The 13779-nt window shown below is 72.9% G+C and carries 13 protein-coding genes; 6 read left to right on the forward strand and 7 right to left on the reverse strand.

Going from position 1 to position 13779, the window contains the following annotated elements; genetic code table 11:
• Positions 1-295: 295 nt before the first annotated feature.
• Entirely contained in the window at positions 296-1114 is an 819-nt protein-coding gene (locus EBO15_RS23435) for a uracil-DNA glycosylase (protein WP_122196588.1), read from the reverse strand.
• A 689-nt stretch (positions 1115-1803) separates the two neighbouring features.
• On the opposite strand from EBO15_RS23435, the gene EBO15_RS23440 reads away from it, so the two are divergent.
• Positions 1804-2466 carry a DUF2510 domain-containing protein gene (locus tag EBO15_RS23440; RefSeq protein WP_122196589.1) on the forward strand — a complete coding sequence of 221 codons (663 nt, stop codon included), beginning with the start codon at positions 1804-1806 and terminating at the stop codon, positions 2464-2466.
• On the opposite strand, the gene EBO15_RS23445 is transcribed toward EBO15_RS23440, so the two are convergent.
• Positions 2463-3161 carry a TetR/AcrR family transcriptional regulator C-terminal domain-containing protein gene (locus tag EBO15_RS23445; RefSeq protein WP_199744759.1) on the reverse strand — a complete coding sequence of 233 codons (699 nt, stop codon included), beginning with the start codon at positions 3159-3161 and terminating at the stop codon, positions 2463-2465. The genes EBO15_RS23440 and EBO15_RS23445 overlap by 4 nt on opposite strands.
• A gap of 52 nt (positions 3162-3213) precedes the next feature.
• Between EBO15_RS23445 and EBO15_RS23450 the strand changes: the two genes are divergently transcribed.
• Entirely contained in the window at positions 3214-4722 is a 1509-nt protein-coding gene (locus tag EBO15_RS23450) for a CocE/NonD family hydrolase (RefSeq protein ID WP_122196591.1), read from the forward strand.
• Here the strand turns inward: EBO15_RS23450 and EBO15_RS23455 are convergent.
• The 4 genes from EBO15_RS23455 to eno form a co-directional block, all read right to left on the reverse strand.
• Entirely contained in the window at positions 4719-5642 is a 924-nt protein-coding gene (locus EBO15_RS23455; protein WP_122196592.1) for a Ppx/GppA phosphatase family protein, read from the reverse strand. The two genes, EBO15_RS23450 and EBO15_RS23455, sit on opposite strands and share 4 nt — an antisense overlap.
• Positions 5639-6190, reverse strand: coding sequence for a DUF501 domain-containing protein (locus EBO15_RS23460; protein ID WP_122196593.1), 552 nt, complete (start codon positions 6188-6190; stop codon positions 5639-5641). The genes EBO15_RS23455 and EBO15_RS23460 overlap by 4 nt, the downstream gene beginning before the upstream one ends.
• 266 nt (positions 6191-6456) lie before the next feature.
• Positions 6457-6924 carry an FtsB family cell division protein gene (locus EBO15_RS23465; RefSeq protein ID WP_122196594.1) on the reverse strand — a complete coding sequence of 156 codons (468 nt, stop codon included), beginning with the start codon at positions 6922-6924 and terminating at the stop codon, positions 6457-6459.
• Between the two features lie 62 nt (positions 6925-6986).
• On the reverse strand, positions 6987-8270 hold the full coding sequence (gene eno, locus EBO15_RS23470; protein WP_122196595.1) for a phosphopyruvate hydratase: 1284 nt from the start codon (positions 8268-8270) through the stop codon (positions 6987-6989).
• Positions 8271-8562: 292 nt separating this feature from the next.
• Here eno and EBO15_RS23475 point away from each other — a divergent pair, with 292 nt between their 5' ends.
• From EBO15_RS23475 to EBO15_RS23490, 4 genes are all read left to right on the forward strand, one after another.
• Positions 8563-9612, forward strand: coding sequence for an ABC transporter substrate-binding protein (locus tag EBO15_RS23475; protein WP_122196596.1), 1050 nt, complete (start codon positions 8563-8565; stop codon positions 9610-9612).
• Positions 9609-10418 (forward strand): ABC transporter ATP-binding protein, encoded by an 810-nt coding sequence (locus EBO15_RS23480; protein WP_122196597.1) that lies wholly within the window; start codon positions 9609-9611, stop codon positions 10416-10418. Before EBO15_RS23475 ends, EBO15_RS23480 begins: the two co-directional genes overlap by 4 nt.
• Positions 10408-11319 carry an ABC transporter permease gene (locus EBO15_RS23485; protein WP_122196598.1) on the forward strand — a complete coding sequence of 304 codons (912 nt, stop codon included), beginning with the start codon at positions 10408-10410 and terminating at the stop codon, positions 11317-11319. Before EBO15_RS23480 ends, EBO15_RS23485 begins: the two co-directional genes overlap by 11 nt.
• Before the next feature lie 166 nt (positions 11320-11485).
• Positions 11486-12940 carry a sensor histidine kinase gene (locus tag EBO15_RS23490; RefSeq protein WP_233616386.1) on the forward strand — a complete coding sequence of 485 codons (1455 nt, stop codon included), beginning with the start codon at positions 11486-11488 and terminating at the stop codon, positions 12938-12940.
• Between the two features lie 6 nt (positions 12941-12946).
• Here EBO15_RS23490 and EBO15_RS23495 read toward each other — a convergent pair whose 3' ends face one another.
• Complete coding sequence (locus tag EBO15_RS23495; RefSeq protein WP_122196599.1) at positions 12947-13702, reverse strand: alpha/beta fold hydrolase; 756 nt, start codon at positions 13700-13702, stop codon at positions 12947-12949.
• Positions 13703-13779 lie beyond the last annotated feature (77 nt).

Here is a 13779-nt window from a genome sequence, read left to right on the forward strand (position 1 = left end):
GCCCCGCCGCCCCTCGCCGCCCCGCCCGCTCCGCGCCGCCCCGGCAGGCTTGCCCCTCGCCGACAGCCCTGACCTGGGCATATTCACCTCGCATCACGCAGCTTCGCCCTCCCCGGCGAGCCATCGAAAGTCGGCGCCCTGACAGCGGCATCACACCGCCGATCCAGGGCGGCCCTCGCCCGCCTCCTCCCCACCAGGCTGACCTGGCACATCCCAAGCCCAGCAGGCAGCGACCGTCCGCAGGCGAGTTCCACGAAGCTCCCCGCCGACGGCGACCAGGCGGTGGGTGGCGATGTCAGGAGGTGGCGAGGCTTCTGGCTCGGGTGAAGAGGGTGTCGAGCATGTCCTCAGTGACGCGGCCGGTGAAGGTGTTCTGTTGGCTGGGGTGGTAGCAGCCGAGGAGAGTGACGGGGGTTCCGTCCGGGGCGGTGAGGGCGGCCTCGGCGCCGTGGCCGAACTTCGGGCGGGGGCGGGGCAGGGTGTATCCGGCCTGGTCCAGGGCGGGCCAGACGGCCTGCCAGGCGAAGCCGCCAAGGCAGACGACGCACCGGACGGACGCGGCGACGGCGGCGATCTCGCGGGCCAGCCACGGACGGCAGGTGTCGCGTTCGGCGGGGGTGGGCTTGTTGTCGGGCGGTGCGCAGCGGACGGTCGCGGCCATGCGGGCGCCGATGAGGCGCAGGCCGTCGTCGGCGCGGACGCTGGTGGGCTGGTTCGCGAGGCCGACCCGGTACAGGGAGGCGAAGAGCCAGTCGCCGGAGCGGTCGCCGGTGAAGATGCGTCCGGTGCGGTTGCCGCCGTGCGCGGCCGGGGCGAGGCCGACGATGAGGATCCCGGGCTCGGGGTCGCCCCAGCCGGGGACGGGACGTCCCCAGTAGGGCTCGTCCGCGAACATGCGGCGCCGTTCGACCGCGATCTTCTCGCGCCACTCGACGAGCCGGTCGCAGGCGCGGCAGACGGACTGGCGGGCGAGGAGATCGTGGAGCGACGGCGCTGACGCGGCGAGCCCGGCGACCTCGGCGGCGTCGTGCGCCACGGGCGTTCCGGGTTCGGCCGGGTCGTCCGGCCAGCCGGTTCCAGGCAGGACGTAAGGCGCGTTGGCGGCGTCGCTCATGTTGCGATCCTCGCACGTCAGAGCGGCCGCATGCGGCCTGGACACTGATCACGACCTACCGGGACGAAACGCGCATCACGGGCACTCGTCGTAGGTACGATGCCTCCACGCTGGAGGGACCATGAGGCCGCGCACGCGGGTCGTGCGCGGGGAATCCGTGCACAGGGTCCGCGGACGGAGGCCATGTGCGAAGCCTGTACACGAGCCCCAGCACCCCGCCCCCACACAGCCAACCACGAGAGCCACCCCCACCGCCCGCGTGGCACGCACGCACGCGCGTGGCACGCGGGCACAGGCCACGCGAGGCAAACGCAGGCGTCCACACCAGGCGCGGACGTCCACGTGGGACGGACGCCCCCGCAGAGCGAACCTCCGAGCCGAACGGCCCCCCGCGCGGAACGGACCTCCGCCCGGAGCGAAGCTCTGCGCGGAACAGACTTCCGCGCAGGGCGAACCTCCTCGTGGGACGGACCTCCGCGCGGAGCGAAGCTCCACGTGGAGCGGAACTCCGCGCGGGACTGACCTCCGGGTGGGACGGGCCTCCGCATGGGACGGACCTTCGTGTGAGACGGGGCTTCGCGGGGGTCGGGGTTCGGCGCGAAACGGTGGTGGGGGGTTGTGCGTTGGAGGAGGCGCGTGGGTGGCGTTGAGGGTGGGCGGGGCTGTCGGGGCTAGTGGAGGGTGGGCGGATGGCGGGGCCGGGGTGGTATGCCGATCCGTTGGGTGAGAGCAAGTTGCGCTGGTGGGACGGGGAGGCGTGGACGGAGGCGCTGAATCCGCAGCCGAGCCGGCCGTCCAGGCATGGGGCGGCCCGGCGGGCGGTGGAGCCCGTCGCGGCGGAGGTGCGGGGACTGCTGCTCTCGGTGGACGGCACGGGCGTCTCGTACGGGAGTAGCGCTCTGAGCTGGGACGACGTCCAGTGGACGGCGTACTGGAAGACGGCCCTGCCGACGCAGTGGATCTTCCGGGTGGGGCGTCATCCGTTCCAGGCGGGGCCGCGGGTCGAGGTCGCGCTGGATCCGTCCGCGCACTATGACGCCCAGGGGCTCTGGACGAGGCTCGTGGGGGTGTGCCGGGAGCGGGCCGAGGAGCGCCTCGTCGGTGAGATCGCGGGGCGGGTCCGCATGGGCGGGGCGGTCGAGGTGGCGCAGGGGCTCGTCGTCCACCCGGGTGGGTTGCGGGGTGGGCGGGCGTCGGTGTCGTGGGCGATGGTGTCCGACGCCGTCGTCGAGAAGGGGCGGGTCTGGATCCGCCCGGTGGGCGGGGGGCCGGCCGTGCTGCACGTGCCGCAGCAGAGCCCGAACGCGGTGATCGTTCCGGCGTTGGTCGCGGAGCTGCGGGACGGCGGCTAGGAGACGAGGCCGTTGAGGAGGCGGTCCAGGAGACGGTCGAAGGTTCCGGTTTCGGTCGGGGGCGGGGGCGGAGTGGGGTCGGCGTCCAGGAGGGCGGCGAGGGTGGTCAGGCCGCCCGCCTCGGCGGCTCGGCGTAGGTAGCGGAGCTGGGTCGCCGGGTCCTGCGCGGCGGCGTCGCGCTGGCCGAGTTCGTAGCCGACGTGGCTCGCGACGAAGCCTGTGACCAGGGAGAACACCTCGAGGATCCCACCCGGCGGAAGGCCGGTGGGCGCCATGACGACCAGGGCGTGCTCCAGGACGCGCAGGGTGTTCGGGCCGAGCGTGCGGCGTGCGGGGAGGACGGCGGGCAGCCACGGGTGCGCGAGCATCGTGGTCCGCTGGGCGTGGGCGAGGGCCCGGACGTCGGCACGCCAGTCTCCGGTGCCCGGGGGCGGGAGTCGCTCCCCCACGACGTGGTCGATCATCAGCTCGAGCAGCGTCTCCCGGTCGGGGACGTAGGTGTAGAGCGACATCACGCCGGCGCCGATGTGCGCGGCGACCTTGCGCATGGTCACGGCGGACGCGCCGGACGGGCCCGCGGCGTCCGCGATCGCGACGGCGGCCTCGGTGATCTCCGCGCGGGTGTGGGCGGGCGGGCGGCCGAGCCGGGGCCGGTCCGCGTCGAGCCAGAGGGCCTCGGGGTCCATGCGCATCATCCTGCTATTCTCGTACTAAGTACGAGAACGGTCACCCCCCTCGGAGGAGCCCATGGCCCCCGTCACCCCGACCGCACGACTCCCCCGCGCCGCCGGACGCGTCCCGCGCGGAGCCCGCCTCCACCGCCGCCTGCTGCGCGGGCTGCCCGAGGCGCGGTATCCCGTCGGATTCGAGGGCGGGATCGACGTCCCGGCCGCCGACGGCGTCCCGCTGAAGACCGACCATTACGTCCCGCTGGGCGAGGGCGACTTCCCGACGTTGCTGGTGTCCAGCCCGTACACGCGGGGCTTCCCGTGGGCGGCGGTCTTCGGTGTGGCGTTCGCCGAGCAGGGGTTCCACGTCGTCCTGCAGAGTCGGCGCGGCACCGGCGGATCGGGCGGGACGTTCCACCCGTGGCAGGACGAGGCGGACGACGGCCACGCCACAGTCACCTGGCTCCGAGGACAGGACTGGTTCACCGGCGCGCTAGGGACGATCGGCGCGAGCGCGCAGAGCCACGCGTCCGCCGCGCTCGCGCAGGATCCGCCGCCCGAGCTGCGCGCGGCCGTCGCGCTCGTCCCGCTGCACGACCCGCACGCGTTCTTCTTCACGGGCGGCGTCCTCAACCTGGAGAACGCGCTGGTCGCGTCCACGGCCTTGTCCCACGAGGGCCGGATGACGCCCGCGCACCTCGCCGACCTCGCCCGGATCTCCCGGCGGCTGCGGAGGGGCCTCCGGGCCGACGAGATCACCGGGCCGCCCGTCCTGCGGCACGCCGTCGCGCACCCGGACCCGGCGGGCGCCCACTGGACGGGCGCGAAGGTCACCCCGCGCGTCCCGACCTGCGTGATCAGCGGCTGGCAGGACGTCACGCTCGACCAGGCCGTCCGCGAGTACGAGACCCTGCGCGGGGCCGGGACCCCGACCCGGCTGGTCGTCGGCCCGTGGACGCACACGACCGCGCTCGGTCAGGGACTTCCCGAGGCCTTCGACGCCGCCGTGACCTGGTTCCGCGCCCACCTCACCGGTGAGGCCCAGGAACCGGGCGCGCCGCTGCGCCTCAACGTGAGCGGGGAGTGGCGCGACTTCGACACCTGGCCCGGCGTCCCGGACATGCCGACCTGGGAGCACGGACCCGAACTACCCGCGACGCTCCGGTACGAGCCGGACGCCGCGCCGCCCTCGATCGGCGGGGCTCTGTTGTCGCACCGCGCCGGAGTGAAACGCGACGACCGCTACGCCGCGCATCAGGACGTCCTGCTCTTCGAGACGGCCGTACTGGACGAGCCCCTGGAGATCGTCGGAGTGATGGACGTACGACTCCGGCTCTCAGGACACGGCGACCTCTTCGTCCGCCTCAGCGACGTGGACGCCGGCGGACGCTCCCACAACGTCGCCGACGGCGTCGCCAGGACGGCCGGAGGCGAGACGAGCGTCCGGCTCGGCGCGGTCGGCCACCGCTTCGCCGCGGGTCACCGGCTTCGCCTGCTGGTCAGCGGACCGCCCTCGCCCCGGTACGCGAAGGGCGGCGCCGCCACGTTCACCGTGGCCGCGCCGCCCGAACCGCGAGGGGCCCGCTAACCCGCGAGGGACCAGGCGATGCCGTCCAGGATGTCGTGTTCGCTGACGACGACCGCGCCGAAGCCGTACTCGCGCATGATCCGGTCGATGATCAGGGAGCCCGCGCCGATGACGTCGACGCGGCCGGGGTGCATGACGCCGATCGCGGCGCGCTCGGCGCGGGTGGCGTGCAGGAGGTTGCGGGTCACGTCGTGGACCTGCGCGGCCATGATCCGGGAGAGGTGGATCCGCGACGAGTCGTATTCGGGCAGGTCGAGGGCTATCCCGGCGACCGTGGTGACCGAGCCCGCCAGGCCGACCAGGGTGCGCGCCTCGTCCACCGGGACGGTCTCCCGGACGGTCGCGAGCGCGGCGTCGATGTCGGTGATCGTCGCGGCGATCTGCTCGGGGCTCGGCGGGTCGGCGTCCTTCAGGTGCCGTTCGGTGAGCCGGACGCAGCCGATGTCCATCGACACGGCCGCCTCGACGCCGGACGCGCCGAGCACGAACTCGGTCGAGCCGCCGCCGATGTCGACCACCAGGTAGGGACGCGCCGGACGCAGCGCCGCGAGCTCGCGGGTCGCGCCGGTGAAGGAGAGCCGCGCCTCCTCGTCGCCGGTGATCACCTCCGGGACCACGCCGAAGATGTCGACGACGCCGGACACGAAGTCGGCGCGGTTCTCCGCGTCGCGGGTCGCGCTCGTCGCGACGACCCGGACCTTCTCCGCGCCGTGCGCCTCGATCATCCCGGCGTACTCGCGCATGGCGGTGAAGGTGCGGTCGAGGGCCTCGGGGGCGAGCCGTCCGGTCCGGTCGACGCCCTGGCCCAGCCGGACGATCCGCATCTCGCGCTCGACGTCGGTGAGCGTGTCGCCCTCCACGTCGGCGATGAGGAGCCGGACCGAGTTGGTTCCGCAGTCGATGGCGGCGACGCGCGTCACCGTTCCCCCTCCTGGTCGGGCCGATCATCTGTCGTCGTCTCCGCGTCGCCGCCGGGGCGGACGCAGGGGCCGTTGCGCCACCACTCGGGCAGCTCGGCGAGGGCCTCGTGGCCGAACGGGTTGACGCCCGGGACGGCGAGCTCGTGCGCGATCAGCGCGTGCAGGCACTTCACGCGCTCGGGCATGCCGCCCGCGCTCTGCATGCCCTCGGGCAGCGGCTCGACACCCTCCTCCTTCGTCGCCTGGTCGCGTCGGCGCAGGTAGTCGGCGTGCGCGGCCTCGTAGGAGGCGCGCAGCTCCGGGTCGTCCGCCAGGCGGGCCTGCATCCCGCGCATCATCCCGCCGCCCTCCAGCGTCCCGATCGCGGACGCCAGTTTCGGGCAGGTCAGGTAGAACAGCGTCGGAAACGGCGTGCCGTCCGGCAGCCGTGGCGCCGTCTCGATCACGGCAGGATTGCCGCACGGGCAGCGGTAGGCCACACGCCGGACGCCGCGCGGCTCACGGCCGAGCTGCGCCGCGATGGCCGCGGTGTCGCGTTCGTCGATCATTTCCCGTCCCCACCCGCGGACCGCACCGGCCCGCGTCGTGCCGCCTCCCCGCGGCACCGAATGCTCCGGCGTCCCGCATCGCGCGGAACACCGTTCTCCCGGCGTCCCGAGGACGCCGTGCCCGTCTCGCCGGGCTTCCGCGCCCGCCGAGACCTGTGACCCTCGCCGGACTCCGCACCCGCCCGAGAGCCGTGACCCTCGCCGGACTCCGCGCCCGGCGAGACCGTCGGCCCCCGCCGGGCTCCGTCACCCGGCGGGTGTGCGTGTCAGCGGGTGCGGTCCGCGGTCTCCACCGACCGCCAGAGCGTCTCGTACCACGGCGGACGCTCGTTCACGCCGCCCCGCTGGGCCTGTTCTCCGTCGCTCGCCCCGCCGTCCAGGACGATGTAGCACTTCTCGTGGGGCATGCAGTAATGGAGCCTGCGCTTGGCCTCACGTTCAATGTACGACTTGTCGGTCAGCCGTTGCTTGCGTTGCGAGAGTTCCGCGACCTGTTTCTGCGCGACGGACTGCTTGTGCTCCAGGTCGGCGATCTCCTGGCGCTGCGCGATGTACTCCCGGACGGGATAGGCGAGCGTCAGGGCGATGGCGCAGACCACGACCGCGAGGATGGCGGCGCGTCCGGTCAGGGCGGATCCGCCCTGCCTGCCGCGCTGCCGTCCCGTACCGGAGGCGGAACCGGAACCCGTGCCCGGGTTCGTCCGCCTTCCGCCGCCGCCGTCGTCCGCCGCCATCACCGCTCCTCAGATCGGGATCCGGCCGGGACGCGCTCCCGGCCGGTAGCTCCGGAACGCGCTCAGGACCCGTGGGTGAACCGCGGGAACGCCGCGGCGCCCGCGTACCGGGCGGCGTCGTCCAGGATGTCCTCGATGCGCAGCAGCTGGTTGTACTTGGCGACCCGGTCGGAGCGGGCGGGGGCGCCGGTCTTGATCTGGCCGCAGTTGGTCGCGACGGCGAGGTCGGCGATCGTGGTGTCCTCGGTCTCGCCGGACCGGTGGCTCATCATGCAGCGGTAGCCGCTGGTCTGGGCGAGGGCGACCGCGTCCAGGGTCTCGGTGAGGGTGCCGATCTGGTTGACCTTGACCAGCAGCGCGTTCGCGACGCCCTCGCGGATGCCGCGGCCGAGGCGCTCGGGGTTGGTGACGAACAGGTCGTCGCCGACGAGCTGGACGTTCGTGCCGATGGCGTCGGTGAGGGACTTCCAGCCGGCCCAGTCGTCCTCGTTCAGCGGGTCCTCGATGGACACGAGCGGGTAGGCCTCGACGAGCTCGCCGTAGTAGGCGGCCATGTCGTCGGCCGTGCGCTTGGAGCCCTCGAACTCGTAGACACCGTCGGTGTGGAACTCGGACGCGGCGACGTCCAGGGCGAGCGCGATGTCGCGGCCCGGCTCGAACCCGGCCTTGCGGATCGCCTCGAGGATCAGGTCGAGCGCGGCGCGGTTGGACGACAGGTCCGGCGCGAAGCCGCCCTCGTCGCCGAGGCCGGTGTTCAGGCCCTGCTGCTTCAGCACGGACTTGAGCGCGTGGTAGGTCTCGGCGCCCCAGCGGACGGCCTCGGAGAACGTCGGCGCGCCGATCGGCGCGATCATGAACTCCTGGATGTCCACGTTGGTGTCGGCGTGCGCGCCACCGTTGAGGATGTTCATCATCGGGACGGGCAGGACGTGGGCGTTAGGGCCGCCCACGTAGCGGAACAGCGGCAGCCCGGACGAGTCGGCGGCGGCGCGGGCGACGGCGAGGGAGACGCCGAGGATGGCGTTCGCGCCGAGGGACGCCTTGTTCGGCGTGCCGTCCAGGTCGATCAGCCGCTGGTCGATCAGCCGCTGCTCGGTGGCCGGGTAGCCGACGAGCGTCTCGTCGACGGTCTCGTTGACGGCCTTGACGGCGCCGCGGACGCCCTTGCCGCCGTAGCGCTCGCCTCCGTCGCGCAGTTCGACGGCCTCGAACTGGCCGGTGGACGCTCCGCTCGGCACCATGGCACGGGACTCGGTCCCGTCCGCCAGCAGGACCTCGACCTCGACGGTCGGGTTGCCGCGGGAGTCCAGGACCTCACGGGCGAGGACGGCCTCGATCGACGACACGGGCATCTCCCCAGTTGCATCGGCATGCTCAGACAGCGCACCCGCGTGGGCGGATGCTCCCCGAGCCTATCCAGCGCCCCGACCTGACTTCGAACTGGCACGCCCGAACCGGTGTGCGGGAACCGCCGGTGCGCGGACCGGCGCGCCAGTGCTCCGAGACCGGCGCGTGCCTTGACCGGACGCGACAGGGCGAACCCTGTGCGCACTCGAACCTTCGGGCGGGTTGACGAGGAGATATCCGACATTGTCTACTTGGCACGTCAACCCGACCTAAATAGTAGGGAATTCAGCGATGCAGCGAACGATCCGCCTGCGCGCCGCCGTCGCGGCGCTGACCGTCCTGGCCGCCGCGGGGACGCTCAGCGCCTGCGGCGGCGACGACAAGGGCGGGTCCGGGGGCGCGCCCGCCCCGCTGAGGCTCGGCTACTTCCCCAACATCACGCACGCGACCGCCCTGGTCGGCATCCAGAAGGGCATCTTCGCCAAGCACCTCGGCGCCGCGCCGAAGACCGCCACGTTCAACGCGGGCCCGGCCGCCGTCGAGGCGCTGTTCTCCGGCGCCGTGGACGCCACGTTCGTCGGCCCGAACCCGACCGTGAACGCGTGGGCCAAGTCCCACGGCAAGGCGATCAAGGTCATCTCGGGGGCGGCGTCCGGCGGCGTCTCGTTCGTCGTCAAGCCCGGCATCAACGGCCCGCAGGACCTCAAGGGCAAGAAGATCGCCACGCCGCAGCTCGGCAACACCCAGGACGTCGCGCTGCGCTACTGGCTCAAGAAGAACGGCCTGACCGCCAACAAGGACGGCTCCGGCGACGTCAAGGTCGTCCCGCAGGACAACGCGCAGACCATCCAGACCTTCCAGCAGGGCTCGATCGACGGCGCGTGGGTGCCCGAGCCCTACGCGTCCCGGCTGATCCTGGAGGGCAAGGGCAAGAAGCTGCTGGACGAGTCGTCCCTGTGGCCCGGCGGCAAGTTCGTCATCACCAACCTGATCGTCCGGCGCGACTACGCCGACAAGCACCCGGACCAGGTGAAGAAGCTCCTCGAGGGCGTGGTCGAGGCGACCGACTACATCAACTCCGACAAGGCGGGCGCCGAGCAGGCGGCGAACGAGGCGCTGACCAAGCTGTCGGGCAAGCCCATCAAGCAGGACGTCCTGGACGCGGCGTTCAGGAGCCTCACGTTCACGACCGACCCGATCGCGCCGTCCCTGGTGGCGGGCGCGCAGCACGCCGAGGAGATCGGCCTGCTGGACAAGGTCGACCTCAACGGCATCTACGACCTCGGACCCCTCAACGACGTGCTCAAGGCACAGGGAAAGGCACAGGTCACCGACAAATGACACAGGCCGTCCAGGCCGCCGCGAGCCGGACCGTGCCCTCCGGGGCAGCGGTCCGGCTCGACGGCGTCTCCAAAGCGTTCGGGCCGCTGCTGGCCCTCGACGACGTATCCCTCACCGTGGGACCGGGCGAGTTCGTGTGCCTGCTCGGCGCGTCCGGCTGCGGGAAGAGCACGCTGCTGAACCTGGTCGCGGCGCTCGACCGCCCGTCCGCCGGGACGATCGACACCGCCGGGCGGCGCGTCGCGCTGATGTTCCAGGAGCCCGCGCTGTTCCCGTGGCTGACGGTCACGGCGAACATCGAGCTCGCGCTGAAGGCCCGCGGCGTCCCGCGCGCCGAGCGCCGTGGGCGGGCCGCCGAGCTGCTCGCGTTGGTGCATCTGGCCGGGTTCGAGAGGAAGCGCCCACACCAGCTGTCCGGCGGAATGCGGCAGCGCGTCGCGCTCGCCCGCGCGCTCGCCCTGACCATCGACGCCGAGCCCGCCGGGAAGGACCGCGCGGGCACCCTCCTGCTCATGGACGAGCCGTTCGGCGCGCTCGACGCCATGACCCGCGACCTGCTGCACGACGAGATCGAGCGGATCTGGCGGGAGCGGAACCTGAGCGTCCTGTTCGTCACGCACAACGTCCGCGAGGCCGTCCGGCTCGGCGACCGCGTGGTGCTGCTGTCGAGCCGTCCGGGACGGGTCGTCGAGGAGTTCCCCGTCCCGCTGGACCGGCCGCGCCGGATCGACTCCCCCGAGGTCGCCGCGCTCGCCGGGACCATCACCGACCGGCTGCGCGAGGAGGTCGGACGCCATGGCGCCTGACGTGCGGACGAAGAACGACGCGACCGACCAGGAATCGTCAAGGCCGGAAGCACGGCCGGAGCTGAGCCGGCAGATCTCCGGGCTGGACGCGCTGGAGCTCGGCGGCGAGACGCGCCGCAACCCGGCCGCGCGCGCGTGGTCGGCGGTGTGGCCGATGGCGAGCGCCGTCGCGATCGCGCTGCTCGCCTGGCAGGTCGTGGTGTGGTCGGGCTGGAAGCCGTCCTATGTGCTGCCCGGCCCGGCGGACACGCTGCCCGAGCTGGGCCGCCAGGTCACCACGGGGTCGTTCTGGGGCGCGGTCGGGCTGACGATGCAGCGGGCCGTCCTCGGGTTCGCGGTGTCGGTGCTGGTCGGGACGGTCGTGGGCGCGCTGGTGACGCAGTCGTCGGTGCTGCGCCGCGCGGTCGGGTCGCTGATCACCGGGTTGCAGACGATGCCGTCGATCGCGTGGTTCCCGCTCGCGATCCTGCTGTTCCAGCTGAGCGAGCAGGCGATCCTGTTCGTGGTGGTGCTGGGCGCGGCGCCGTCCATCGCGAACGGGCTCATCGCGGGCGTGGACTACACGCCGCCGATCCTGCTGCGCGCGGGGAAGGTGATGGGGCTGCGCGGCCTGAACCTGTACCGGCACCTCGTCCTGCCCGCGTCGCTGCCCTCGTTCGTGGCGGGGCTCAAGCAGGGCTGGGCGTTCGCGTGGCGGTCGCTGATGGCGGGCGAGCTGCTGGTGGTGATCTCGTCGCACACCTCGCTCGGCGTGCTGCTGTCGCAGGCCCGCGAGTTCTCCCAGACGGACGCGATGATCTCCTACATGATCGTGATCCTGGTGATCGGGATCGTGATGGACCGCCTGTTCGGCCTGGTGGACGACGCGATCCGCACCCGCTGGGGCCTCGCCGGGGACTGAACGGGGCGGAACCGGGGACCGACCGGGTGGAACCAGGACCGACAGGGCGGACCGGGTGATCGAAAGGGGCGAAAAGGCTGTCCGGAAAGGGCGTTTCGGCCCGGTGTAACGGATCTTTGCCGGGTCCGGCGGATCGTGTTTACCGTGGCGGGGGAACCCTCCGGGCGTGAGCGGTCCGTCGGCGCGGCTGTGGCAGCGGGTGCTGCGTGACCCGTCGATCCGCACCCGGGTGACCGTCCGGGCGGTGGCGATCACGATCCTGCTGGTGATCCCGCTCTACCTCGTCGCGATGTTGCTGGTGACCGCCGAGGCGCAGCACTCCCAGGAGCGGAGCGTCGCCCGGCGGGCCCGCGTCGTGGCCGAACTCGTCCGGAACGGCCAGACCCAGCCCCACATCGTCAGCAGCCACCCCGAGGCGCTCGCGCAGGTCGTGGACATGTCCCGGCGCGTGGTGGCGGCGACCGACGCCATGCGCGGGCGGCCGGCCGTCAACTTCCGGATCCCGACCGGCCCGGACAACCGCGAGGACGGTGTCGGCTGCCAGATCGACGCGCCCGGCGGGCCGTGCTTCCAGGTCGTCGCGCTGCGCGTCCACAACGGGAAGGAGGAGCTGGTCGTCTACGCGCTCCAGACGGCCCATCCGTGGCTCCCGAAGCCGGGCGTGGCCGCGCTGTCGGCGCTGGTCATCCCGGCGGCGGCGGGCATCGTCGGGCTCGGCGCGTGGCGCGCGGCCGGGCGTGCCCTGCGCCCGGTGGACGTGATCCGCCGCGACCTGGACGACATCACCGCGACCGACCTGGAGCGGCGGGTGCCCGAGCCGGTCCGCAAGGACGAGATCCACGCGCTCGCCCGCAGCATCAACCAGACGCTCGACCGGCTGGAGGAGGCGGTGGCGCGGCAGCGGGCGTTCATCTCCGACCTGTCGCACGAGCTGCGCAGCCCGCTCACCGGCCTGCGGACCGAGCTGGAGCTCGCCCGGTCCGACCCGCACGCGTCCGACATGAACGAGACGACCGAGGCGATGCTGCGCAACGCCGACCGGCTGGAGCAGGTGGTGAACGACCTGCTCGCGCTGGCCCGGCTGGAGTCCGGCGGGGGGCTGCAGAAGGAGTCGCTGGACCTGCACGAGATCGCCGACCAGGAGGTGCTGCGCCGTCCGCGCCGGACCAGGGTGTCGGTCGTCGGCGACTCCCCGGTCACCGTGCGCGGCGGGCGGCTGGAGCTGGCCCGCGTCCTGACCAACCTCATCGACAACGCCGACCGGCACGCCGCGACCGGCGTCACGGTGAAGGTCGGCGAGCAGGGCGACGACGCGGTCGTGGAGGTCGTGGACGACGGCGGCGGGATCCTGCCCGAGGACCGCGAGCGGGTGTTCGACCGGTTCACCCGGCTCGCCGAGGCCCGGCACAAGGACGCGGGCGGCACCGGCCTCGGCCTCGCCATCTCCCGCGACATCGTCCGGGCGCACGGCGGGACGCTCGCCATCGCCGACCGCGACGACGGCGTCGAGGGCGCCCGCTTCGTCCTCCGCCTCCCCAAGAGCGGCGAGCCGCCGGAGCCCCCCAGGAAACGCAACGGCCACCGCCACGACGGCCCGCCGGGGCCGTCACCGAAGAACTGACGGCGGTCAGTCCTCGAGGAACTCGGCGATCGCCTCGGCCAGGTCCTTGCGGGTCACGGCGCTCATGTGGTTGCCGGGGATCTCGGTGTAGCGGCCGTCCGGGAGCGCGGTGGCCAGGTCCTTCGCGGAGCCGTTGTCGTGGTCGTCCGCCCCGGCGACGACCAGCGTCGGGAGCGTCAGGCGCGCCAGTTCCTCGCGCGGGGTGCTGACGAAGGTGTCCAGGACGCCCAGCAGGGCCGTCCGGTCGCCGCCGACGGTCTTCAGGAACGCCTCGGCGCGCCACTCGGCGGTGCCGCGCTCGAACGCGCCGGGGTTGCTCAGGACGGTCCGGAAGTGCTCGCCGCGCCCCTCGGTCTCGACGATCCCGGTGAGGCCCATGCCGCCGAGGATCGCCCGCACCGGCGTCGCGCCGCGCACCAGCATCCGGACGGTCGTCCGCGCGCCGAGCGAGTAGCCGCCGAGCACGTAGTCGGTCAGGTCGAGGTGGTCGAGCAGGGCGAACCCGTCGTCGGCGAGGACGTCCGGCGGGTAGTGCGCCGGGTCGTGCGGCTTGCCGCTGTCACCGTGTCCGCGCAGGTCGGGCATGATCACCCGGTAGCCGAGATCGGCGAGCGCCTCGGCGTGCCCGTACCGGATCCAGTTCACCGTCGCGGTGGAGAAGTAGCCGTGGACCAGGACGAGAGGCCGCCCCTCCCCCAGCTCCCGGAAGGCCAGCCGCACGCCGTCGCGCGCCTCGAAGTACTGAACGGGCACGTCGATCATCCCCCCAAAATACCCGCCGCCCCACTCCCCCAGAACGTGATCTCCGACCTACAATCCGACCCTGCCGACCAGAACCC

The organism is Actinomadura harenae (genome assembly GCF_003696215.1).
GTDB lineage: Bacteria > Actinomycetota > Actinomycetes > Streptosporangiales > Streptosporangiaceae > Spirillospora > Spirillospora harenae.